The 21208-nt window shown below is 70.7% G+C and carries 23 protein-coding genes; 9 read left to right on the top strand and 14 right to left on the bottom strand.

Features of this window, described 5'->3' with window-relative positions; all coding sequences use genetic code 11:
• Positions 1 to 105: 105 nt before the first annotated feature.
• Positions 106 to 519, top strand: a complete 414-nt coding sequence (locus ABZ193_RS03415) for a VOC family protein (RefSeq protein ID WP_020418406.1) — start codon at positions 106 to 108, stop codon at positions 517 to 519.
• Positions 520 to 607: 88 nt separating this feature from the next.
• Positions 608 to 2089: an AMP-binding protein gene (locus ABZ193_RS03410; RefSeq protein ID WP_354708714.1), complete on the top strand. Its 1482-nt coding sequence runs from the start codon at positions 608 to 610 to the stop codon at positions 2087 to 2089.
• On the opposite strand, the gene ABZ193_RS03405 is transcribed toward ABZ193_RS03410, so the two are convergent.
• Both ABZ193_RS03405 and ABZ193_RS03400 read right to left on the bottom strand, forming a co-directional pair.
• Complete coding sequence (locus ABZ193_RS03405) at positions 2046 to 2462, bottom strand: hypothetical protein (protein WP_237335543.1); 417 nt, start codon at positions 2460 to 2462, stop codon at positions 2046 to 2048. The genes ABZ193_RS03410 and ABZ193_RS03405 overlap by 44 nt on opposite strands.
• Positions 2459 to 2854: a VOC family protein gene (locus ABZ193_RS03400; protein WP_020418409.1), complete on the bottom strand. Its 396-nt coding sequence runs from the start codon at positions 2852 to 2854 to the stop codon at positions 2459 to 2461. Before ABZ193_RS03400 ends, ABZ193_RS03405 begins: the two co-directional genes overlap by 4 nt.
• Positions 2855 to 2935: 81 nt before the next feature.
• Between ABZ193_RS03400 and ABZ193_RS03395 the strand changes: the two genes are divergently transcribed.
• Positions 2936 to 3871, top strand: a complete 936-nt coding sequence (locus ABZ193_RS03395; RefSeq protein WP_020418410.1) for a YafY family protein — start codon at positions 2936 to 2938, stop codon at positions 3869 to 3871.
• Positions 3872 to 3877: 6 nt separating this feature from the next.
• Here ABZ193_RS03395 and ABZ193_RS03390 read toward each other — a convergent pair whose 3' ends face one another.
• The 4 genes from ABZ193_RS03390 to ABZ193_RS03375 all read right to left on the bottom strand — a co-directional run bounded on the left by ABZ193_RS03390 (position 3878) and on the right by ABZ193_RS03375 (position 8639).
• Positions 3878 to 4558: a DedA family protein gene (locus ABZ193_RS03390; RefSeq protein WP_020418411.1), complete on the bottom strand. Its 681-nt coding sequence runs from the start codon at positions 4556 to 4558 to the stop codon at positions 3878 to 3880.
• Between the two features lie 111 nt (positions 4559 to 4669).
• Positions 4670 to 5491 (bottom strand): YceI family protein, encoded by an 822-nt coding sequence (locus ABZ193_RS03385; RefSeq protein ID WP_020418412.1) that lies wholly within the window; start codon positions 5489 to 5491, stop codon positions 4670 to 4672.
• Complete coding sequence (locus tag ABZ193_RS03380; RefSeq protein WP_354708712.1) at positions 5488 to 8118, bottom strand: MFS transporter; 2631 nt, start codon at positions 8116 to 8118, stop codon at positions 5488 to 5490. Before ABZ193_RS03380 ends, ABZ193_RS03385 begins: the two co-directional genes overlap by 4 nt.
• Positions 8115 to 8639, bottom strand: a complete 525-nt coding sequence (locus ABZ193_RS03375) for a MarR family transcriptional regulator (protein ID WP_020418414.1) — start codon at positions 8637 to 8639, stop codon at positions 8115 to 8117. The genes ABZ193_RS03380 and ABZ193_RS03375 overlap by 4 nt, the downstream gene beginning before the upstream one ends.
• A gap of 213 nt (positions 8640 to 8852) precedes the next feature.
• Here ABZ193_RS03375 and ABZ193_RS03370 point away from each other — a divergent pair, with 213 nt between their 5' ends.
• Together ABZ193_RS03370 and ABZ193_RS03365 are read left to right on the top strand one after the other, a co-directional pair.
• On the top strand, positions 8853 to 10244 hold the full coding sequence (locus ABZ193_RS03370) for an FAD-linked oxidase C-terminal domain-containing protein (RefSeq protein ID WP_020418415.1): 1392 nt from the start codon (positions 8853 to 8855) through the stop codon (positions 10242 to 10244).
• Positions 10245 to 10293: 49 nt separating this feature from the next.
• On the top strand, positions 10294 to 10596 hold the full coding sequence (locus tag ABZ193_RS03365) for a type II toxin-antitoxin system prevent-host-death family antitoxin (RefSeq protein WP_354708711.1): 303 nt from the start codon (positions 10294 to 10296) through the stop codon (positions 10594 to 10596).
• Between the two features lie 54 nt (positions 10597 to 10650).
• Here ABZ193_RS03365 and ABZ193_RS03360 read toward each other — a convergent pair whose 3' ends face one another.
• Together ABZ193_RS03360 and ABZ193_RS03355 are read right to left on the bottom strand one after the other, a co-directional pair.
• The gene (locus ABZ193_RS03360; RefSeq protein ID WP_020418417.1) at positions 10651 to 11364 is read right to left on the bottom strand and encodes a VTT domain-containing protein; all 714 of its coding nucleotides are present in this window, start codon (positions 11362 to 11364) and stop codon (positions 10651 to 10653) included.
• A gap of 43 nt (positions 11365 to 11407) precedes the next feature.
• Entirely contained in the window at positions 11408 to 11713 is a 306-nt protein-coding gene (locus ABZ193_RS03355) for a hypothetical protein (protein ID WP_020418418.1), read from the bottom strand.
• Between the two features lie 38 nt (positions 11714 to 11751).
• Between ABZ193_RS03355 and ABZ193_RS03350 the strand changes: the two genes are divergently transcribed.
• Positions 11752 to 12429, top strand: a complete 678-nt coding sequence (locus tag ABZ193_RS03350) for an SAVMC3_10250 family protein (protein ID WP_354708710.1) — start codon at positions 11752 to 11754, stop codon at positions 12427 to 12429.
• Here the strand turns inward: ABZ193_RS03350 and nagA are convergent, their stop codons facing one another.
• Positions 12430 to 13554, bottom strand: a complete 1125-nt coding sequence (gene nagA / locus ABZ193_RS03345) for an N-acetylglucosamine-6-phosphate deacetylase (protein WP_027935930.1) — start codon at positions 13552 to 13554, stop codon at positions 12430 to 12432. It lies immediately after the preceding gene.
• A gap of 40 nt (positions 13555 to 13594) precedes the next feature.
• Entirely contained in the window at positions 13595 to 14161 is a 567-nt protein-coding gene (locus ABZ193_RS03340; protein ID WP_026153625.1) for a SigE family RNA polymerase sigma factor, read from the bottom strand.
• Positions 14162 to 14280: 119 nt separating this feature from the next.
• Here ABZ193_RS03340 and ABZ193_RS03335 point away from each other — a divergent pair, with 119 nt between their 5' ends.
• A complete protein-coding gene (locus ABZ193_RS03335; RefSeq protein WP_020418422.1) occupies positions 14281 to 14556 on the top strand; it encodes a YciI family protein in 276 nt (91 codons plus the stop codon).
• Here ABZ193_RS03335 and ABZ193_RS03330 read toward each other — a convergent pair.
• The 3 genes from ABZ193_RS03330 to ABZ193_RS03320 all read right to left on the bottom strand — a co-directional run bounded on the left by ABZ193_RS03330 (position 14550) and on the right by ABZ193_RS03320 (position 17946).
• Entirely contained in the window at positions 14550 to 15002 is a 453-nt protein-coding gene (locus ABZ193_RS03330) for a TIGR03618 family F420-dependent PPOX class oxidoreductase (RefSeq protein ID WP_020418423.1), read from the bottom strand. The genes ABZ193_RS03335 and ABZ193_RS03330 overlap by 7 nt on opposite strands.
• A 10-nt stretch (positions 15003 to 15012) precedes the next feature.
• Positions 15013 to 15891 (bottom strand): SDR family oxidoreductase, encoded by an 879-nt coding sequence (locus tag ABZ193_RS03325; protein ID WP_354708709.1) that lies wholly within the window; start codon positions 15889 to 15891, stop codon positions 15013 to 15015.
• 1131 nt (positions 15892 to 17022) lie between these two features.
• Positions 17023 to 17946 carry an aldo/keto reductase gene (locus ABZ193_RS03320; RefSeq protein WP_354708708.1) on the bottom strand — a complete coding sequence of 308 codons (924 nt, stop codon included), beginning with the start codon at positions 17944 to 17946 and terminating at the stop codon, positions 17023 to 17025.
• 50 nt (positions 17947 to 17996) lie between these two features.
• On the opposite strand from ABZ193_RS03320, the gene ABZ193_RS03315 reads away from it, so the two are divergent.
• Together ABZ193_RS03315 and fbaA are read left to right on the top strand one after the other, a co-directional pair.
• Positions 17997 to 18824 carry an LLM class F420-dependent oxidoreductase gene (locus ABZ193_RS03315; RefSeq protein ID WP_020418426.1) on the top strand — a complete coding sequence of 276 codons (828 nt, stop codon included), beginning with the start codon at positions 17997 to 17999 and terminating at the stop codon, positions 18822 to 18824.
• A gap of 164 nt (positions 18825 to 18988) precedes the next feature.
• Positions 18989 to 20020, top strand: coding sequence for a class II fructose-bisphosphate aldolase (fbaA, locus tag ABZ193_RS03310; RefSeq protein ID WP_020418427.1), 1032 nt, complete (start codon positions 18989 to 18991; stop codon positions 20018 to 20020).
• Here fbaA and ABZ193_RS03305 read toward each other — a convergent pair.
• Complete coding sequence (locus ABZ193_RS03305) at positions 20013 to 21191, bottom strand: hypothetical protein (RefSeq protein WP_354708705.1); 1179 nt, start codon at positions 21189 to 21191, stop codon at positions 20013 to 20015. The genes fbaA and ABZ193_RS03305 overlap by 8 nt on opposite strands.
• Between the last annotated feature and the right edge of the window lie 17 nt (positions 21192 to 21208).

Raw genomic sequence — 21208 nt, 5'->3', positions numbered from 1 at the left:
TGTGGATGAAAGTTCGAGTTGTCCACAGGTACACCCGTGGAAACCGGGAACCCGAACGGGACGTTGTCATTCCTGAGGGGGCTCGATCGGGTGAGAAGGGACTGCATGTCGAAGCTGACCGGAGTGCACCACTTGGCGCTCACGGTGACCGACGTCGACCGGAGTGTGCCCTGGTACGAGCGCGTGCTCGACCTGCGGGAGACCGGGCGGCGAGAGGATCCGGAGACCGGCCTGCGCAAGGTGTTGCTCCAGGCCCCCGGCGACGCGTTCTCGGTGGTCCTGCTGCAGCACCCGGACACCGAGCGCGGCCCGTTCGACGAGCGCCGGACCGGGCTGGACCACGTCGCGTTCACGGTGCCGACCTTCGCCGAGCTCAAGCAGTGGGAGCAGCGGCTCGCGGACTACGGGGTCGAGTACAGCCCCGCCAAGCAGTCGCGCACGCTGCCCGGCTCCGCGGTCATCGTGTTCCGCGACCCGGACGGGATCCAGCTGGAGGTGTGGGCCGGCATCGACTCCTGAGGCCCGGCGCTGTTGATCTGCGCGGTCGACCGCGAGAACCTGGTTCCACCACGCGACCGCGGTGGAAGCGCCAGCCCCCGGAGGACCGATGACGGACCGGATCTTCGACGCACTCGCCGACGCTGCCGCGGACCCGGTCGCCATCGGCTGGCTGTCCGGTGGCCGCGAGATCGGGTTCGCCGAGGTGGACCGGCTGTCCGACCGGTTCGCGGCCGGCCTGCTGCGGCACGGGATCCGGCACGGCGACCGGATCGCCGTCCTCGGCCCCACCGCGCCGGAATGGCTCGTGGTCTACTTCGCCGCGGCCAAGATCGGCGCGGTCGTGGTGGGCCTGAGCGTGCGCTACCGGGAGAACGAACTCGCCCACATGCTGCGTGACTCTGGAGCGCGCCTGGTGGTCACCGTGCCGTCGCACGACGGTGTCGACTTCCCCGCGCTGCTCGCCGGGCTCGTCGAGACCGTGGTGACCTTCGGCGGCGACGGCCTGACCTTCGACGACCTCCTGGTCGACGGGCCGACGGCGGAGGCAAGGGCAGCGGTCACCCCGGACGACCCGGTGATGATCATCTACACCTCGGGCACCACCGGCACGCCCAAGGGCGCCGTCCTGACCCACCGCGGCCAGCTCGCGGCGGCTCGCTCGCAGGCCAGGCACATGCGCATGACCGAGCACGACGTCCTGCCGGTCGCCGTGCCGCTCAACCACGTCAGCGGGATCACCTGCTGCGTGCTGGCCGCACTCGTCGCACGGGCGCGCGCGGTCCTGCTGCCCGCCTTCGACCCCCGCGAGATCGCCGGTCTCTTCGCCACCGCGGGCCTCACCCTGTGGGTCGGGGTGCCCACGATGCACACGCTGCTGCTCAACCGTCCGGAGCTGGACGCGGTGGACACCTCGGCGGTGCGGCTGGTCGTCACCGGCGGCGCGAACGCCGAGCCCGCCCTGCTGGAGCGCCTGCACGCCCGGTTCCCGCGCGCCAGGGTGATGAACCTCTACGGGCTGAGCGAGACCGCGGGCGCCGTGTTGATGACGGCGTGGGACGACGACTTCGACACGACCGCGACCACGGTCGGCCACCCGCTGCCGGACGTCGAGATCAGGGTGGACGCCGCCGCGGACGGGACGGGTGAGCTGCTCGTGCGGTCGCCTTCGCTGATGGCCGGCTACCACGGCCGCCCGCGGGAGACGGCCGAGGCCTTCGCCGACGGCTGGCTGCGCACCGGCGACCTCGCGACCGTGACGGACACCGGCGCGGTGCGGCTGCGTGGGCGGGCCAAGGAGATGTTCGTGCAGGGCGGGTTCAACGTGTACCCGGTGGAGGTCGAGAACGTGCTCACCGCGCATCCCGACGTCGTGCTGGCCGCCGGGATCGGGGTGCCCGACCCGGTGCTCGGCGAGATCGGCCGCTACTACGTGGTGCTCGCGCCAGGGGCCACCGCGACCGCCGACGACCTGAAGTCGTTCTGCGCCGGGAAGATCGCCGACTACAAGGTGCCGAAGGAGATCGTCGTGCGGGACAGCCTGCCGCTCACCCCCGCGGGGAAGATCCAGAAGAGCCGCCTGCGCGACTAGCGCCTGCCTCGGGGCTCACGGGCCGGTCCGGGAATGCGCCGCGGGCCTTGGCCAGGTCGATCTGCTCCTGGCCGCGCTCGGTCATCAGGCCCTGCTCGATCATGCGCGCGGCTCGCTCCTGGTTCACCCGGCTCCAGTTGCTGCCCGGCCGCCGCGGGGTGAAGCGCAGCCGGAAGCTGGTCGCGTCGTGCTTGCGGGCGTGGCTGTCGATCCAGCCGAAGCACAGCGCCTGCTCGATCGCCTCGCCGTAGCCGACGCTCGGCACCGGGCTGTCCTTGTGCTGAATGACCAGCCAGATCTCCCGCTCGGTGCCGCTGTGCGCGGCCAGCCAGTCCCGCCACTCCGCCGCGGTGCGCGCGCTGTACGTGGTCATCGCAGCATGTCCAGGTAGTGCTGGTTGAACATCACGCCGAGCACGTTGCCGAACGGGTCGACCACCGACGCCGTGACGAAGCCCGGCCCGCGTTCGATGGGCTTCTCGTGCTCGGTGGCGCCGAGGTCGAGCAGCCGCCGGAAGGCGCCCTCGACGTCGTCCACGTGCCAGTACACGATCGCGCCGTTCGCGCCCGGCTTCTCCGGCGCGTAGCGGCTGTCCTTGATGCCGAGTTCGTGCTGGTGGTCGCCGATGCGGAATTCGAGGTAGGCGGGCGGTCCGTCCAGCGGGCGGCGGAAGTACGGCTCGGCGCCGAGCACTTCGCTGTACCAGCGGGCGGCGGCCTCCACGTCGTCGGCGTAGTAGGTGACGGTGGTGAGTCCTCGCAACATTTTTCGGTCCTTTCTCCGGTGACAGGACCCATGCTCGCGCCTAAAGTGCTCACCAACTGAGCACTTTCCGGAGAGGATTTCGTGCGAGCCGACCGGTTGATTTCCGCGGTGCTGCTGATGCAGGCCCGCGGCCGGGTCACGGCCGCCGAACTGGCCGCCGAACTGGAAGTGTCGGTGGCGACCGCGCGCCGTGATCTGGAGGCGTTGTCCACAGCCGGGATCCCGGTTTATCCACAACCGGGCCGCGGCGGCGGGTGGTCGCTGGTCGGGGGCGCGCGGACGGATCTGAGCGGGTTGTCGGCGGCCGAGGCGCGGGCGTTGTTCCTGCTCGCCGGGCCGGTGGCGGAGTCGGACGAGGCGAAGGCGGCGTTGCGCAAGCTGGTGCGGGCGTTGCCGGGACCGTTCCGGGCGGACGCGGAGGCCGCGGCGAGCGCGACGATGATCGACCCGGCCCGCTGGGGCGAGCGCGACAAGACCCGCCCGGAGCTGGTGGACCGCCTGCAGGCGGCGGTGATCGGGCGGCGGAAGGTGCGGCTGGCGTACGCGAACTCGAAGCGGGAGCGGTCGGAGCGGCTGGTCGACCCGTGGGGCCTGGTCGACAAGGACGAGGTCTGGTACCTGGTGGCCGGCACCGAGCGGGGCAGGCGGACCTTCCGGGTGGACCGGATTCTGGCCGCCGAGGCGACGGACGAACCGGCCGGGCGGCCGGACGACTTCACGCTGGCGCAGGCGTGGGACGAGGTGGTCGCCGAGGTGGAGCGGCGCCGGTCCCGCACCTGGGCGACGGTGCTCGTGGAGTCGCGGTTCGCGGATGTGCTGCGGGACCAGTTCGGGCGCCACAGCGAGGTCGTCGCGGAGGAGGACGGCCGCAGCCGGGTCCGCCTTGCCGCGCCGACGCCGCTGGACATCGCCCGCCACCTGGCCGGCTGGGGCGCGCTGATCGAGGTGCTGGACCCCGAGCCGGTCCGCGCGGAACTGGCCCGGATCGGCGCCGAACTGACGGCGCGGTACGGCTAGCTGAAGCTAGGCCGCCGCGGGGTACTCGTTCTCCGGGTCTTCCTCGACCGGGCGGCGCATCTCCTGCCGGTACCGCACGAAGCCGTACCCCGTGCCGACCACGAAGAACGCGACCGACAGCCACACCAGCACGGTCTTGACCCACGGGATCGCGTCCAGCAGGCCGGCGCCGTAGTAGCCGATCAGCACCAGCGTCGGCACCCAGAACACGCCGCCGATCGTGGTGGCGAGCATGAACCGCCGCGGGTCCATCCGCGCGGCGCCCGCGATGAGCGGCGCCAGCGTGCGGATCCACGGGATCCACCTGGCCGCCACGATCGCGAAGAAGCCCTTGCGGTCGAGGAACTCGCGCGCCCGTTCGAGGTTGTGCCGGTTCAGCACCTTGCCCCCGCGTCTGGCGATGAACCGGACGCCGGTCTGCTGCCCGATGTAGTAGCCGACCTGGTTGCCGACCACCGCGACGACGAGCGCGGCCCCGGACAGCAGCCAGGCGCTCGCGTGCGCCCCGTGCGAGGCGAGCACGACCCCGGCCGCGAACAGCAGCGAGTCCCCGGGCAGGAACAGCCCGATGATGAGCGCGCACTCGATGAACACGAAGCTGAGCACGATGACCCAGACCAGCAGCGGGCCGGCTGTGTTCAACCAGCCGACGCCGACGGCTTCGGACGCGGCGAAGTCGAAAGTCACCCGGAAAGCGTACGTGCCGCACGCAACCAACGGTCGACGGATCCGCGGAAAACAGGTGATCGTTACGGAACGCGGTCGCACACCGAACAGGGTGTGCGACCGCGGATCCGCTCACATTTGCGGCAGCGACTCGCCCTGAACAGCCTCGATGTCGAGTTCGATCTTGATGTTCGACCCGATTGCGGCGACGCCGGCACGCACCATCGCGTTGTAATTGATCGCGAAATCGTTCCGGTGCAGTTGCGTTTCCGCGTGGAACGCGACCCGCACCCCGCCCCACGGATCCGGCCCGTAACCGCCGTAGGTCAGGTCCAGCTCGATCGGCTTGCGCTCGCCGTGCAGCGTCAGCTCCCCGGCCAGCGTCCAGGTGTCGGCGCCGCGCTGCCGCAACCCGGTGCTGACGAACCCGATCACCGGGTAGGACTCGACGTCCAGGAACTCCGGCGACCGCAGGTGGTCGTCGCGCATCTTGATGCCGGTGTCGATGCTCGCGGCCTTGATCTCGGCCTCGACCCGCGACTGCTCGGCGGGGCGGCCGATCTCGATGCGGCCGCTGATGTCGGAGAACCGCGCCTTGATGCTGGCGATGCCCAGGTGCCGCGCGGTCGCGACCGCGCTGGAGTGCACCGGGTCGATCGTCCACGGCCCGGCCGGCGGCAGCTCGACCGCACCCGCCACCGGCGTCACCACCAGGTCGCCGAGCGAGCCCGACCCGTCCGATCCGATCTGCGCGGTCCGCGCCACCGGGGCGTACCCGGCGGCGGTGAGGACCGCGGTGTAGACGCCCGCGGGCAGCGGTGGGGTGACCACCGCTCCCGTCTCGTCGGCGACGGCGCGGGCGACCTGCTGGCCGCTCATGTCCGTCACGGTCAGCACCGCGTTCGCCACCGCCCAGCCCTCGGCCGTGCGGATCTGCGCGCGCAATCCGCTCATGAGTGCTCCACCCCGTTGTTCGCCGGGTCGCCGAGCTGGTCGAGGACCTGCTCGTAACCCAGCCGGACGTCGTGCTGGATGTCGCCGCCGCCGGGCAGGCTGACCTGGCTCGTCGCGGGCGGGTACCCGCTGGCGACCACGGTGTAGTCGCCCTCCGGCAGGTCGCTGACGACGTACTCGCCGTTCTCGTCGGTCCGCGCGACCGCGGCGACGTTGCCCTCGGCGTCCAGCACCGTGATCCGCGCGTCCGGCACCGGGCGGCCGCCGTCGGTGCGGGCGGTCCCGGCCAGCAGCACGGCGGGCGCGATCTCCACGTCCTGCTGCAGCACACCGCTCTCCGGCACGGTGATCAGCGACGCCACCGGGCGCATCCGGTCGGCGCTCGCGACCAGCGTGTAGGTGCCGGAGCCGACGCCGCGGAAGACGTAGCCGCCCTGGGCGTCGCTGATCGCGGCCCCGGTGACCTCACCACGCGAGTCGGTCAGCGTCACGGTGGCGCCGGCCAGCGGGGAACCCTTGCCCGCCACCCGGACCACACCGCTCAGCTCGCCCGACCCGATGAGGGTGAGGTCGAGCCGCGCGGGACCGTCCGCGACGACCACGCTGGCCGCCTGCGGCTGGTGCCCGGTCGCCGACACGATCAGCACGTAGGTGCCGCCGCCCGGCGCGGCGATGCGGTACCCGCCGTCACCGCCCGCGGTCGCCCGCGAGACCTGGCGGCCCCGCTGGTCGATCAGGGTCAGCGCGGCACCGCCGACAGGGGTGCCGTCCTGGCGCCGGATGGTGCCGGTGACCGGCTGCCCGCCGGTGCCGAGGGCCTGGTCCGCCCCGGCGCTCGCGACCGCGTTCGTGATCGGCGCGGTCTGGGCGGCGAGCTGGTACTCGCCGTGTCCGTTGTCGCTCAACGCATGCCTCCCACCGACTAGCACGGGTTCGCGGTCCTCGTCGAACGCGGCGTCCGCGTCCGCCCAGGTGTCCGCTTCCGCTTCCGCCTTCGCCTTGTCGTCCGGCAGCAGCGCCTCGCCGCCCTCGACCGGCGGCGCGGGCGTGGCCGGGCCACCGGCCAGCGGGATCTCCTTCATGAACGCCAGCACGATCGCGGCGAGCAGGGCGACCCCGGCGGCGACGTAGAAGACGCCGTGCATCGAGTTGGTGAACCCGGTCAGGATCGGGACCTTCACCGCGTCCGGCAGGTTGTGCAGGCCGCTGGTGTCCGCCTGCAGCGCGCTCAGCTGGTTCTGGTCGAAGCCCTCGGGCAGGTTGCCACCGAAGGCATCGGCGATCTTGCCCGGCAGCAGGTTGAACAGGATGGTCAGGAAGACCGCGACACCCAGGGTGCCGCCCATCTGCCGGAAGAACGTCGCCGACGCGGTCGACACGCCCATGTCACGGCGCGGGCCCGCGTTCTGCGCGGCGATGATCAGCGTCTGCATGCAGCCACCGAGGCCGAGACCGATCAGCAGCGCGACGACCAGCGGCTGCCACAGCGGGCTGTCGTAGTGCACCTGCGCGTACAGCACCGCGCCCGCGGCGATCAGGACCGTGCCGACCACCGGCAGGATCTTGTAGCGCCCGGTCTTCGCGGTGATGCGGCCGGAGATCTGCGAACCGGTCATGATGCCCAGCACCAGCGGCAGCATCAGCAGACCCGCCTCGGTCGGCGAGTAGCCGCGCACGACCTGGAAGTACAGCGGGATCATGCTCAGCGCGCCGAACATGCCGAGGCCGACGAGCGTGCCGCCGCCGATCGCGACGCTGAACGTCGAGTTGCGGAACAGCCGCAGCGGGATCAGCGCCTCGTCCTTCATCACGTACTCGACGAAGAGGAAGAGGACGATGCCGAACGCCGCGACGGCGTAGCAGATCACCGACGTGGTCGAGCCCCAGCCCCAGGTGCGGCCCTGCTCGGCGACCAGCAGCAGCGGCACCACGGCGATGGCCAGCGAGACGGCGCCGAACCAGTCGATGCGGTGGTCCTGCCGCTGGTGCGGCACGTTCAGCACCCTGGCGACGACCGCCAGCGCCACGACGCCGATCGGGACGTTGATCAGGAAGATCCAGCGCCACCCGTCGAGGCCGGCCAGGTTGTCGAAGCCGGAGAACAGGCCGCCCAGCACCGGACCGAGCACGGTCGCGCTGCCGAAGACCATCATGAAGTAGCCCTGGTACTTGACCCGCTCGCGGGCCGGCACCACGTCACCGATGATCGTCATGGCCAGCGACATCAGGCCACCGGCGCCGAGGCCCTGGAACGCCCGGAACGCGGCCAGCTCGTACATCGAGGTCGCGAACGTGCAGGCGGCCGAGCCGATCACGAACAACGCGATCGCGGTCAGGTAGAACGGCTTGCGGCCGTAGATGTCGGACAGCTTGCCGTACAGCGGGGTCGCGATGGTCGCGGTGATCAGGTACGCCGTGGTCGCCCACGCCTGCTCGTCGAAGCCGTGCAGGTCGTTGGCGATCTTGACGATCGCGACGCTGACGATGTTCTGGTCCAGCGCCGCGAGGAACATCCCCAGCAGGAGTCCACTGAGGATGGTCAGGATCTGTTTGTGCGTCAGGCGCGGACCCTCGTCCGCGACGGCGCCCGCGACGGGCGCCGGTTGTTCTCTTGTGGAGCGTGTCATGCGCTTTCCCCCTTGCTGCGCGCCGAGATCTGGTCGGCGAGTTGTGGAGCGTGAGCTTCGATCCCCGTGTTGAGCCGGTCGAGGAGCCTGTTCAGGACGCGGCGCTCCTCCTCCGGCCACTCGGCGAGCACCTCGGCCAGCCACCGGTTGCGTTGCCTGCGGTTCTCCTCGAACACGCGCAGTCCCTCGCTGGTCGGCGCGAGCAGGCAGGCCCGTCCGTCCTCGGGGTCGGCGAGGCGCTCGACCAGGCCGTGCTGCACCAGCGAGCTGCTCTGCCTGCTGATCGTCGAGATCTCGGCGTGCAGCGCCTCGGCGAGCTTGCTCGTGCGCTGCGGCCCGTCGTGGACGAGCTGGAACAGGATCGCGTAGGCGGCGCGTTCGATCCCGTCCGGTCCGAGCTTCGCGACCTGCGACTTCGCCTTGGTGAGGAGCCGCATGAACCGGACGAGCTGCACGCCGAGCTCGTCGGCGATGTCGAGCTCGGTGTCCGTGAAGGCCGCTTCCTCTACGGGAGATGGCATGGCCGATCACTCTCTTCGTACGGGATGTCTTATTTGACCGAAGCAACTAGTTGCTCGTGTCAAGGATGCACCCGGGATAGTTGGTTGCGCCACTCAAATAACCCGTCTGTGGTCGACAACACTTTAGTTGCCACAGACAACTGATTTTCCGTGGTCGATCACTGCGGAAAATTTTTTCCGCACTGCGGACGTGATGGGCACTACCATAGATGCATGAGCACCGACGCTTTGCTGACGAAACTGCGCGCCGAGCTGGGCAAGGACGCTGTTCTGACCGATGCGGACGTCACCGGGAGCTACTCCCGCGACATGATGCCGCTGGCCCCCTCGGGCCGGCCGTTGGCGGTGGTGCTGCCCTCGGATGTCGAAGGCGTGCAGGCGGTCGTCCGGGCGTGCGCCGAGGCGAAGGTGCCGATCGTGCCGCGCGGCGCGGGCAGCGGGCTGTCGGGCGCCGCGAACGCGATCGACGGGTGCGTCGTGCTCGTGATGACCAAGCTGGACCAGATCGTCGAGATCGACGCGGGCAACCGGCTCGCCGTGGTCCAGCCGGGCGTGGTCAACCTCGACTTCCGCAACGCCGTGGAGAAGCACGGGCTGTTCTACCCGCCGGACCCGTCCAGCTACGACTGGTGCACGATCGGCGGCAATCTGTCCACCAATGCGGGCGGGTTGTGCTGCGTGAAGTACGGCGTGACCACCGACTCGGTGCTGGGCCTGGAGGTCGTGCTCGCCGACGGGTCGCTGCTGAAGACCGGCCGCCGCACCGTGAAGGGCGTGGCGGGCTACGACCTGGCGCGGCTGTTCGTCGGCAGCGAGGGCACGCTCGGGGTGATCACGCAGGCCACGGTCGCGCTGAAGCCGCTGCCGCAGGCGCCGGGCACGCTCGTCGCCGGGTTCGACACGACGGAGGCGGCCGGGACGGCGGTGGCGCGGACCGTGCGCGAGGGCCTGGTGCCGTCGCTGATGGAGATCATGGACGCCAGCTCGATCAAGGCGGCCGAGACGTATCTGAAGACCGACCTCGGCGCCGGTTCCGACTGCCAGGCGCTGCTGCTGTGCCAGTCCGACGCGGGCGGCGAGGTGGCGCGGCGCGAGCTGGCCGCGCTGGAGCAGATCTGCAACGACTGCGGCGCGACGATGACGTACGCGACGGACGACCTCGAAGAGGGCCGGATGCTGATGCAGGCGCGGCGGGTGGTGCTGACCGCGCTGGAGCAGTACGGCGTGTGGCTGACCGACGACGTGTCCGTGCCGCGGACGCGGATCGCCGAGCTGATCGCGGGCTGCCAGCGGATCAGCGAGGAGGTCGGGTTGCGCATCGCGGTGGTCGGGCACGCCGGCGACGGCAACATGCACCCGACGATCGTGTACCAGCCCGACGACGAGGACGAGTTCGCCAGGGCGCGGCGCGCGTTCGACGAGATCCTCGACGTGGGGCTGAAGCTGGGCGGCACGGTGACCGGCGAGCACGGCGTTGGCAAGATCAAGAAGGAGTGGCTGGAGCGCGAGATCGGCCCGGTGGGCATGCGCGTGCACCGGCAGATCAAGCAGGCGCTGGACCCGGAGAACCTCTTCAACCCGGGCTCGATGTTCTCGATGACGTGACGCTGCCAATCCGGGCTGGTGTACGGCGCCTTCGTGGTACACCAGCCCCATGACTCGGGTGTCAGTTCGCGAGCTCAACCAGAACACCGCAGGGGTCCTGGCTCGCGTGAAGAACGGCGAAGAAGTCGAGATCACCGAACGTGGCGCAGTGGTCGCCCGCTTGGTCCCGGCGCAGCCGGGTCCCCTCTCGGCGCTGCTCGCCACCGGCAAGCTGCGGCCGGCCACCTTGACCGGCCCGGTACCCGGGCCCACCGGGCCGGCCAGGACCGACCACGAAGCGGGCGACCTGGTCCGTCGTCTCCGGGACGACGAACCCCGGTCGATGGGACTACCGGCGATCGCGCCCGCCTGAGACGCGAAAAGGCCGCCGCACCGGAGCGGGTGCGGCGGCCTTCTTGTGTCTGCGTCAGCGCTCGATGCGCGGGATCTGCTGCGTGACCTCGGCGTCGGACTCGGCGGGGCCCGCGGCGGCCGCCAGCTTCTTCTCGCGGCGGGCCTTCGCCCACTCGATGACGATCGGCACCACCGAGACCAGCACGATCAGGATGAAGATGGCCTCGATGTTGTTCTTGATGAACGAGATGTTGCCGAGCAGGTGCCCCAGCGCCGTGATGCCACCGGCCCACAGGATGCCGCCGATCACCGTGTAGGTGAAGTACTTCTTGGGGTCCATGCGGCCGATGCCGGCGATCCAGGTGATGAACGTCCGGACGAACGGCACGAACCGGGCCAGCACGACCGCCTTCGGGCCGTGCTTCTCCAGGAACGCGTGCGTCTTGTCGACGTACTCCTGCTTGAAGAACCTCGAGTCCGGGCGCCGGAACAGCGCCGGGCCCGCCTTCCAGCCGATCGCGTAACCGAGGACGTTGCCGAGCAGCGCCGCGACCGTCACCAGGGTGCAGACCAGCCACAGCGGCGCCTGGATCGAGCCCTGCGCGACGAACAGGCCTGCGGTGAACAGCAGCGAGTCACCGGGGAGCACGGGGAAGATGCTGCTCTCGATGAAGATGATCAGGCACAGCCCGAGGATCACGTACGCGCCGAACTCAGTCAGCAGGTACTCCGGGTTGAACCACTTCGGCATGAGAGCGAGCGTGGTCGCGGTCTCGGCGAGAATCACAGCACAAAACGGTACAGGGTGACCCTGTGTGCAGTATGTGGGCTCACAGGAGAGTGATGAGACCGATGACCGCGCCGGTCGCGAGACCGAGGAGCGCGGCGAGGCCGAGGACCCAGTAGGCGGGCAGGTGGCGGACCGGGGGAACGTTCCGGCGCGGCGCCTGCGGGGCGGGCCGCTTGGCCGGGTTTTCCAGGGCGGCGCGCTCGCGTTCCAGCGAGCTGGCGTCCGCGCCGGACAGCAGGCCGAACTGCGGCCACCCGCCCGAGGGCGGGCCGGGGTGCGGCGCGCTGCGGGCCTGCGCCTGCAGCGCCTCGGCCAGCAGCCGTTCCGGGTCCTTCGGCTCGCTCACCCTGCACAGCGTAATCAACCGCACGGCACGATGGGCACATGCGTGAACTCGTCTACGTCTCGGAGGCGAAGCTCCGGCAGCTGCTTCCCGACCTGCCGAAGCGCGCCGGCGGCCTGCGGGACGTGGAGGCCGAGGTGACCACCCCGGTCGGCGGATTCAAGGTCGGCAAGGCGGCGCGCGAGGCCGAGCCGGGGCTCGCGGGCGCGGTCGCGCGGCTGGAGGCCTCGGAGCGGGCCCCGAAGTGGTTCGCCGACCCGGACGTGCGGCCCGGGCAGTGGGTGCACTTTGAGGCGCCGATGAGCTACGGCGTGGTGGTCAGCGCGGCGACCTTCCTGGACGTCGGCGAGCCCGTCGACGGCTACCCCTCCGGCGGGCAGCTGCGCCTGCTGCTGCACGGCTCGAGCGCCCACCTGCTCGGGGCCGGGCACCCGGAGCACCGGACCGGGCGGGACGTGACGTTCTCGCTGTGGCTGCACTTCACCCATGCGCTGCGCGAAGCGAACGTCGAGAACGGCCGGAGCGACCTCGACGACAACCAGCTGTTCCACGGGTGGCTGAAGCGGGTCCTGCGGTGGCTGGACCAGGAGTTCCAGCCGCGCTACACCGCCGCCTGGGTCGCCGGCTACGCGCGCGTCACCGCGCGGATCCCCACGCCGTCTGGCACGGTGCTGGCCGCGACGCCGCTCTACGTGGAGCACGTCGAGCCGCCCGCCTGATCAGGCGATCCAGGCGCCCTGCCGCAGCACCCGCTTGGGCCGGAGGTCGGCGTCCAGCACCACCAGGTCGGCGGCGAGCCCGGTGCGCAGCGACCCGAGCCGGTCGGCGAGGCCCAGCAGTTCGGCCGGGCGTCCCGAGGTGGCGCGGACCGCGTCGGGGATGGCCAGGCCGGCGCCCTTGACCAGGTTGCGGAACGCCGCGTCCATGGTCAGCGTGCTGCCGGCCAGGGAACCGGTGTCGGCGAGCGTCGCCACGCCGTCCCGGACGTCGACCTCCAGTCGGCCAAGGTGGTAGCGGCCGTCGGCGGCGTCGGTGGCCGACATGGCGTCCGTGATGAGGATCGTGCGGCCGCGGCCGGCGTACCGGGCGGCCATCCGCAGCACGGTGGGGTGCACGTGGACGAGGTCGCAGATCAGCTCGACGGTGACGCGCTCGTCGTCGAGCAGGACGCCGATCGGGCCGGGCTCGCGGTGGTGCAGCGGGCGCATGCCGTTGAACAGGTGCGTCGCGACGGTCGCGCCCGCGTCGATGGCCGGGCGGATCTGCTCCTCGGTGCCGTCGGTGTGCCCGATCGCGGCGATCACGCCGGACTCGGCCAGCTGGCGGACCGCGCGGACACCGCCGTTCAGCTCCGGTGCCAGCGTCACCATGCGGACCGCACCGTGACCGGCCCGCAGCAGGGCGTCGACGGTCGCCGCGTCGGGTTCGCGCAGCACCGCCGGGTCGTGGGCGCCGCAGCGGGCGGACGCGATGAACGGGCCCTCCAGGTGGATGCCGGCCAGCTCGCCGTCCTCGACGAGCTCCCGCAGCACGGCCATCTGGTCCACCAGCGTGCGCACCGGATCGGACACCAGGCTCGCGAGCATCGTGGTGGTGCCGTGCCTGCGGTGGGCCTTGATCGCGGTGACGATCTCCTTCGCGTCGCCGCTGGAGAACGATCCGCCCCCGCCGCCGTGGCAGTGCGCGTCGACGAAACCGGGCACCACGTAGCACCCGCCGACGTCCACCTGGTCACCCGGCGGTGGCGTCCCGGTGCCGATGCCCGCGATCGCCCCGCCAGAGACCGCGAGCCAGCCGTCGTCCACCAGTCCTTCGGGGAGGGCGAGCCTGCCACCCGTCAGCACGAAACCCGTCACAGGCTCCAGCATATTGGTCTAAACCAGCTTAGGCACTCATGGCCTTCTGGAGAGCCTCCAGGGCCCGGCTCGCCGTGGACTTCACGGTGCCCTTCGAAATGCCCGCGACCTCGGAGATCTCCGCTTCGGAGAGCCCGCCGTAGTAGCGCAGGACGAGCACCTCGCGTTGCCGCGGCGGCAGCTTTGACAGCGCGTTCACCACCGACTGGTGTTCGCTGGACAGCATCGCCAGGCTCTCCGCGGAGCGGGCGTTGACCACGTGCGGCGGCACGTACTCGCGCGCGGTCTTGCGGCGGCGCAGCACGCTGCGCGAGCCGTTGACGACCGCTGTGCGCAGGTAGGCGACCGCGGACGCGGCGTCGCGCAGCTTGCCCCAGTTGCGGTAGAGCCCGGTGAACGCCTCCTGCACGACGTCCTCGGCCGTGGCCGGTTCGTCGACGAGCAGGATCGCGAGCCGGACCAGCCGCATCCGGTGGATCTTGTAGAGATCCTCCAGCGTCAGCGGGCCCGCCGGCTGGGCCGGCGCGACCCCGTCCATGGTGCGCAAGTGCCCGAGCGTGCGTTCGACGCTGCGCTCCGCGCTGCCGTCCGGCATGTACTCCCGCCTGTCCTCGGCCTGACCGTTGTCCACGTGCTGTACACGCGGGAACCAGCGTATCGGTTGATTCACTTCACCCGGTAGCGTGCGGAGCAGGTACTCAGACGGAGGTGCGCATGGCCTGGTTCCTGGTGCAGACGGTTTACGACCAGGGGAAGTACGCGGAGGTCCGGCCCCGGCACCGCGAGTACCTCGCGAAGCTCGCGGCCGAGGGCACGGTCGCGGTGGCCGGCCCGTTCGCCGACGACTCGGGTGGCGTGTTCCTGATCCAGGCCGAGGACGCCGACTCACTCCAGGCTGTCCTCGACGCCGATCCGTACGTCGTCGAGGGCGCCCTGGAGAGCTTCACGGTGCGGGAGTTCAAGCCGACGCTGGGCGCCTGGGTTCAGTAGACGCCGCCGAGCTTGGTGTGGTCCCAGCTGACGACCTTCGTCGGCGTGAACACCAGCCCGACGCGCTTGGCCGCCTGTGCGGCGACCACCTCGGCGGCGAGCGAGCCGCCGCCGTAGCGCTCCGCCATGGCCGAGCCGATCTCCGCCACGGACGGGGTGTCCTCGACGATCTCGACGTCGGCCTCGAACTGGACGCCGCGCAGCTTGTCGTAGGTGTCGCCGGTCTCGACGAGCACGGTGGCCTGCGGCAGCCGCTGCAGGTTCGCGACCTTCTGCGATTTGCGGTAGGTCCAGGTCGCGACCCCGTCGCCGCGCGGCACGTACCAGAGCGGCGCGAGGTGCGGGCGGCCGTTGGGGTTGATCGTGGCGACGTTGATGACCTTTTGTTCGGCGAGGAACGCGAGGACCTCGTCGGGGGTCATCTTGATCAGGTCGCGGCGGGACATGCGGGCCTCCTCAGTGGATCGCTGCCCGTCCACCATGCCCGGTGATGGCGGCTTCGCGCGCGCCGCGTGCCTTGATGTCATCGAGCGCGGCCTTGTCCGCGGCGGGGACGCGGGTGCGCGCCCCGAGCTCGACGATCGGCGGGAGGAACGAGCGGAAGGCCTTGAGCACGCCGACCCACTTGGGCACGTGGATGACGCGGGCGCGCTTGAGGACGCCCGCCTCGATCTGGTCGAGGGCGACGTTCAGCGGGTAGGTCTTGCCGAGCAGGCCGGGCATGCCGGCGCGGAGCTTGCCGAAGACCGGGTGGGCGTCGGCGCTGTCGACCAGGTCGGTCTTGATCCAGGTCGGGTGGGCGACGCCGACCTTGACGCCCAGGTGGGCGACCTCGGCGCGGAGGCTGTTGGAGAACGCCTCGACGCCGGCCTTCGCGGCGGCGTAGTTGGCCATGCCGGGCGCGTGGGTGATCGCCGCGAGGGAGGAGATGGCCAGCAGGTAGCCGCGGCGCTCGATGACGTGGGGCAGCGTGACGCGGAAGGTGCGCCACACGCCGAGCAGGTCGACCTCGATGACCTTTTCGAAGGCGGCGGGGTCGACGGAGCGGACGAAGCCGGTGGTGGCGATGCCCGCGTTGGCGATGACGATGTCGATGCCGCCGAAGTGCTCGACCACGCCCGCGGTGGCTTTTTCGAGGGCGTCCCAGTCGGTCACGTCGGCTTCCCAGGACTTCGCGGAGTCCCCGATGCGTTCCGCGACCTTGCGCTGCTCGTCGGCTTCGAGCCCGACGAGGGCAACCTTGGCCCCCCGAGCCGCGAGACGCTCCGCGAGCCCGGCGCCAATGCCGCGCGCAGCTCCGGTGATGAGCACGACCTTGCCTTTTACGTTCGCCATGGACGGACCATATACCAACCTACCGGGAGTAAGCTACTCCTCAGTAGGGTGGATTGGTCTCTGTTGGTGGCGGTTCTCGGGGGCCGCGTCGCTGGGTGGGTGGTTCGCGGGGGCGCGCTCGTGGTGCTTCGTTGCCGGGTTGGTGGGCAGGCCGTTCGCGGGGGCGCGAGTGGCGTCTCGGTCACGGGGGGCGCGAGTGGCATCTCGGCCACGGGGGCACCGAGTGGGCATTTCGGCGGCTCGCCGGTGGGCGCTTCGTGCGCCATCGCGTGACCGCTCGTGGGGCCGCGAGTGGGAATGTCGTGGCGGCACTGGTGGACACTTCGCGAACGCGCGAGCGGACACCTCGCAGCCACACGAACGGGCACCTCAACCGGACGGCGCGAACGGGCACCTCGTGGCAGCACCGTAGACACTTCGCGAACGCGCGAGCGGGCACCTCGCGGCCACACGAGCGGGCACCTCATAGGCACACGAGCGGGCACCTCATAGCCACACGACTGGACACCTCCTCGGCGCACCGCTGGGCGCCTCGCCCAGCCCAGGCACCAAGGGACGCCTCGCCGCCATGTGGATGGACACCTCGTGGCAGCACGAGTGGGCACCTCGCGCCTGAGGCGCGAGTGGGTACCTCACAGCCACACGAGCAGGCATCTCATCGCCGCACCACTGGGCACCTCGCACACGCGGGCACCGGTGGGCACTTCATGAACGCACGAATGGGCCGCTCGCCCCGCACGAGGTGCCCACTCGTGGCGTGCGGAACCACCAGCGCCGCCGAGGGTCAGATCGCATCAGCAGGACCGGCCACCACCTCCAGCGCAGGCCGGGCCGGCGCCGACTGCGTCAGCCATCGCCAGGCAACCCAGCCGCCCCAGGCCCAGTCGGGCCGACCCCGACCGACCCAGCTCAAGCCGGCCCGGCCCAGCTCAAGCCAGCCCGAGCCAGGCCAAGCCAGCCCGAGCCAAGCCAGGCCAGGCCGAGCCAGGCCAGGCCGAGCCAAGCCAGGCCGAGCCAAGCCAGGCCGAGCCAAGCCAGGCCAAACCAGGCCGGGCCAGGCCAAACCCGGGCGGGGCCGGGCCGGGCCAACTCAATCCGGCCAGCCCGGGCGCCCCAGGCCCACCAACCCACCTACCGCGAAGCGTCATCCAAAGCAGCCAGCTCCTCCGCATCAAGACGCAACTCCACCGAGGCCAGCAAATCCGCCAACTGCTCCACATTCCGGGCACTGGCAATCGGCGCCACGACAGTCGGCTGCGCGGCCAGCCATGCCAGCGCCACCGCGGCCGGGGAGGTTCCGTGCGCGGCCGATATCTCGTCCAGCGCCTCCAGCACCCGCTCGCCCCGGTGGTCCAGGTACTCCACCGCCTTCTCGGCGCGTGGGCTGCCGCTCGCCTCGCGGCTGCGGTACTTGCCGGTCAGGAAGCCGCGCGCCAGGCCGAAGTAGGGCAGCGTCGCCAGGCCCTCCCGCGCCACCAGCGGGGCCAGCTCCTGCTCGTACCCGCGCTCCACCAGGTTGTAGTGCGGCTGCACCGCGACATACCGGGCGAACCCCTCGCGGTCCGAAATGGACAGCGCCTCGGCCAGGCGCGAAGCACTGTAGTTCGACGCCCCCAGGTGCCGCACCTTCCCGGCCCGCACCAGCTCGTCGAACGCGCCCAGCGTCTCCTCCAGCGGCACGTCCGCCACATCGCGGTGGGCGTAGTACAGGTCCAGATAATCAGTCTGCAACCGGCGCAGCGAATCCTCCGCCGCCTCGCGGATGTTCTTCGCGCTCACCCCCGGCCGCGCCGCCCAGCTGCCCACCTTCGTCGCGATCACCACGTCATCCCGGCGACCACGGCGCTTCAGCCACCTGCCGATGATCGTCTCGGACTCGCCGCCCGAATTGCCCGGGATGCGGGCCATGTACACGTCCGCCGTGTCGATGAAGTTGCCGCCGGCGGCCGCGTACGCGTCCAGCACGGCGAAGGACTGCTCCTCGTCCGCCGTCCAGCCGAACACGTTGCCCCCGAGGTTCAGGGGGAACACCTCCAGATCACCGATTTTCGCCATGTTGCCAACGTAGAGGAATGCACCGGCCACCCGCCGGAGTTGAGACGGTCATGGCTATCGAACTCGGCAAGATCGGTATCTGGCGGGGCTGGCACCAGCTGAACGCGGACCTGGCACGCGAAGCCGAACGCCTCGGCTTCGGCGCGATCTGGATCGGCGGCTCCCCCGACGGGCAGCTGACCATCGTCGACGAGCTGCTGGACGCGACGGAGAACATCAAGGTCGCCACGGGCATCGTCAACATGTGGAAGGACGACGCGGCCACGGTCGGCGCGTCCTGGAACCGAATCGAGGCCAAGCACCCCGGCCGCTTCCTCCTCGGCGTCGGCATCGGCCACCCGGAGGCCCATCAGGAGTACCAGAAGCCCTACGACAAGATCGTCGACTACCTCGACGGCCTGGACCAGGCAGGCGTGCCGGTCGCCGCACGCGCGCTGGCCGCGCTCGGCCCGAAGGTGCTCAAGCTCTCCGCCGAGCGCACCGCGGGCGCGCACCCGTACCTGACCACGCCGGAGCACACCAAGGAAGCCCGCCGCGTCCTCGGTGACGGCGTGCTGCTGGCGCCCGAGCAGAAGGTCGTCCTGGAGACCGACCCGGCGAAGGCCCGCGCCATCGCCCGCCCGACCATCGAGCACCCCTACCTCCACCTCGTCAACTACCGCAGCAACCTGCTCCGCCACGGCTGGTCCGAGGCCGACCTGGACAACGGCGGCAGCGACGCGCTGATCGACGCGCTCGCCCTGCACGGCGACATCGACTCGATCGCCGCAGGCATCACCGCCCACCTCGACGCAGGCGCCGACCACGTCTGCGTCCAGGTCCTCGGCGACGACCCGCTGCCCGGCTACCGCGCCATCAGCGAAGCCCTGCTCTCCTGACCCGCTCCAGACCGCCGAAGCCGCTCCGCCCGCACCAGGGTGGAGCGGCTTTTCTCACTTGATCGTTCCCGACCTCCGCGGCAGAGAGCCAGCACACTGTCCTCGCACCGCCGACCTCGTACGATTCGGGCAAGGAAGGCGAACCACAGCTAGGAGGACCAACGATGCCCATCGCCACCCCCGAGGTCTACGCGGAGATGCTGGACCGGGCCAAGGCGGGCGAGTTCGCGTACCCGGCGATCAACGTGACCTCGTCGGAGACCCTCAACGCCGCCCTGCGCGGGTTCGCCGACGCGGAGAGCGACGGGATCATCCAGATCTCGACCGGTGGCGCCGAGTTCGCTTCCGGCACCCGGGTCAAGGACATGGTGACCGGCGCGACCGCGCTCGCCGAGTTCGCGCACGTCGTCGCCGAGAAGTACCCGGTCAACATCGCCCTGCACACCGACCACTGCCCCAAGGACAAGCTGGACGGCTTCGTCCGCCCGCTGATCGCCCTGTCCCAGGAGCGCGTCAACAAGGGCCAGAACCCGCTGTTCCAGTCGCACATGTGGGACGGCTCGGCCATCGACCTGGACGAGAACCTGGAGATCGCCACCGAGCTGCTCGCCAAGGCGGCCGCCGCGAAGATCATCCTCGAGGTCGAGATCGGCGTCGTCGGCGGCGAGGAGGACGGCGTCTCGAACGACATCAACGAGAAGCTGTACACCGCCGAGGGCGACTTCGTGAAGACCGTCGACGCGCTGGGCACCGGCGAGAAGGGCCGCTACCTGCTCGCCGCCACCTTCGGCAACGTCCACGGCGCCTACAAGCCGGGCGCGGTCAAGCTGCGCCCGGAGGTGCTCAAGCGCGGCCAGCAGGTCGCCGCCGAGAAGCTGGGCCTCGCCGAGGGCAGCAAGCCGTTCGAGCTCGTCTTCCACGGCGGCTCCGGCTCGCTGCTGGAGGAGATCCACGAGGCGGTCTCCTACGGCGTGGTGAAGATGAACATCGACACCGACACCCAGTACGCCTTCTCCCGCCCGATCGCCGACCACTTCTTCAAGAACTACGACGGCGTCCTGAAGATCGACGGCGAGGTCGGCAACAAGAAGACCTACGACCCGCGCAGCTACCTCAAGGTGGCCGAGGCCGCGATGGCCAAGCGCATCGTCGAGGCCGCCGAGCACCTCAAGTCGGCCGGCCAGAAGCTCAGCTGACCGCGACCTCCCGGTGGGTCCTCACGCGGGTGAGGGCCCACCAGAGGACCGGCAGGCCGACCAGCACCACCAGGGCAGGCCAGTAGGCGAACGGCGGCGCGGACTCGGTGTGCGCGTCGCCGAGCAGCCACGGCCGCAGCTGCGCCTGCAGCCACAGCGCGCCGTACCCGAACGCGGTCACCAGCAGCCCGCCGACCAGCGGCGTCAGCACCCGGTGCGCCCGCCCGACCCGGAACGCGACGTCCACCGCGAGCCCGACGGCGAGCAGGTAGAACGGGATCGCCGAGGCCGGGAACGTGCCCACGACCAGCAGCGGCCAGATGATCGCGCGATAGGCCACATAAGCCGCGGCCACCGCGGTCGCCGCCCACGCGCGGCCGATCGTGTGCCGCGCCAGCGCCAGCACCAGCGCGGAGACCCCGATGCCCCACAGCGGGTAGACCCAGTCGGCGATCGGCATCGCGAAGTGCAGCACCGCGACCCGGTCGACCGGGTGCCCGATCTGCTCGGCGGCGAAGCTCAGCAGCGACGGCTCGGCCTCCGGCGCGCCGCGCTCCCACGCCCGCAGGCTGATGATGCCGTACTCCTGCTGCCCGTTCGGGAAGAACGTGTTCTCCAGGAAGAACACCCACAACCCGGTCAGCACCAGCGTGCGGAACCGGCCCGGCGGCGCGGACTTCAGCCAGCCGTCGATGACGCCGGCGAGCATCACGCCGGTGCCGATGTAGAGCAGCATGTGCGTGGGGCTCCACGCGGTCAGGTCGAGGCCGCTGACCCGGTGGTTGATGACGTCCAGCGGCGCGGCGATCAGGAACATCACCAGCCCGGCCTGCATCAGCCGCAGCGACCGGCGGTCGCAGCCGAGCCCGGTGTAGCTGTGGATCGCGACGAGGACGATGACGATCCCGGTGCCGACCGTGTTGATCAGGTGCGGCGGGGCGAAGTCGTCGCGGATGAACTTGAAGTGCCACGACATGTCCCAGGACGAGCCGAGCACCTTGAAGGTGAACGCGACCAGCCACATGCCGTAGGCGAACCGCAGCACCCACTCGGGCGTCGGCTGCCCCGGCACTCCGCGCACCCAGTGTGTGGCGAAGAAAAGCTTGGTCTTGCCGATGGGTCCGCGCGGCACGGCGACACCCTCGGCGGCCCCCTCGAGCGCCTTCGTCATGCGGACATCATCCACGG

Source organism: Amycolatopsis sp. NPDC006125 (genome assembly GCF_040614195.1).
Lineage (GTDB): Bacteria > Actinomycetota > Actinomycetes > Mycobacteriales > Pseudonocardiaceae > Amycolatopsis_E > Amycolatopsis_E tucumanensis.
Note: the sequence above shows the minus strand (reverse complement) of the source record. Positions and strands in the feature narration are given on the sequence as shown.

Coding starts and splice junctions, on each gene's coding strand:
- ABZ193_RS03415 (WP_020418406.1), top strand. CDS start 106: ATGTCGAAGCTGACCGGAGTGCACCACTTGGCGCTCACGGTGACCGAC.
- ABZ193_RS03410 (WP_354708714.1), top strand. CDS start 608: ATGACGGACCGGATCTTCGACGCACTCGCCGACGCTGCCGCGGACCCG.
- ABZ193_RS03405 (WP_237335543.1), bottom strand. CDS start 2,462: ATGACCACGTACAGCGCGCGCACCGCGGCGGAGTGGCGGGACTGGCTG.
- ABZ193_RS03400 (WP_020418409.1), bottom strand. CDS start 2,854: ATGTTGCGAGGACTCACCACCGTCACCTACTACGCCGACGACGTGGAG.
- ABZ193_RS03385 (WP_020418412.1), bottom strand. CDS start 5,491: ATGAGCGGATTGCGCGCGCAGATCCGCACGGCCGAGGGCTGGGCGGTG.
- ABZ193_RS03380 (WP_354708712.1), bottom strand. CDS start 8,118: ATGACACGCTCCACAAGAGAACAACCGGCGCCCGTCGCGGGCGCCGTC.
- ABZ193_RS03375 (WP_020418414.1), bottom strand. CDS start 8,639: ATGCCATCTCCCGTAGAGGAAGCGGCCTTCACGGACACCGAGCTCGAC.
- ABZ193_RS03370 (WP_020418415.1), top strand. CDS start 8,853: ATGAGCACCGACGCTTTGCTGACGAAACTGCGCGCCGAGCTGGGCAAG.
- ABZ193_RS03365 (WP_354708711.1), top strand. CDS start 10,294: ATGACTCGGGTGTCAGTTCGCGAGCTCAACCAGAACACCGCAGGGGTC.
- ABZ193_RS03350 (WP_354708710.1), top strand. CDS start 11,752: ATGCGTGAACTCGTCTACGTCTCGGAGGCGAAGCTCCGGCAGCTGCTT.
- ABZ193_RS03340 (WP_026153625.1), bottom strand. CDS start 14,161: ATGCCGGACGGCAGCGCGGAGCGCAGCGTCGAACGCACGCTCGGGCAC.
- ABZ193_RS03335 (WP_020418422.1), top strand. CDS start 14,281: ATGGCCTGGTTCCTGGTGCAGACGGTTTACGACCAGGGGAAGTACGCG.
- ABZ193_RS03330 (WP_020418423.1), bottom strand. CDS start 15,002: ATGTCCCGCCGCGACCTGATCAAGATGACCCCCGACGAGGTCCTCGCG.
- ABZ193_RS03325 (WP_354708709.1), bottom strand. CDS start 15,891: ATGGCGAACGTAAAAGGCAAGGTCGTGCTCATCACCGGAGCTGCGCGC.
- ABZ193_RS03320 (WP_354708708.1), bottom strand. CDS start 17,946: ATGGCGAAAATCGGTGATCTGGAGGTGTTCCCCCTGAACCTCGGGGGC.
- ABZ193_RS03315 (WP_020418426.1), top strand. CDS start 17,997: ATGGCTATCGAACTCGGCAAGATCGGTATCTGGCGGGGCTGGCACCAG.
- fbaA (WP_020418427.1), top strand. CDS start 18,989: ATGCCCATCGCCACCCCCGAGGTCTACGCGGAGATGCTGGACCGGGCC.
- ABZ193_RS03305 (WP_354708705.1), bottom strand. CDS start 21,191: ATGACGAAGGCGCTCGAGGGGGCCGCCGAGGGTGTCGCCGTGCCGCGC.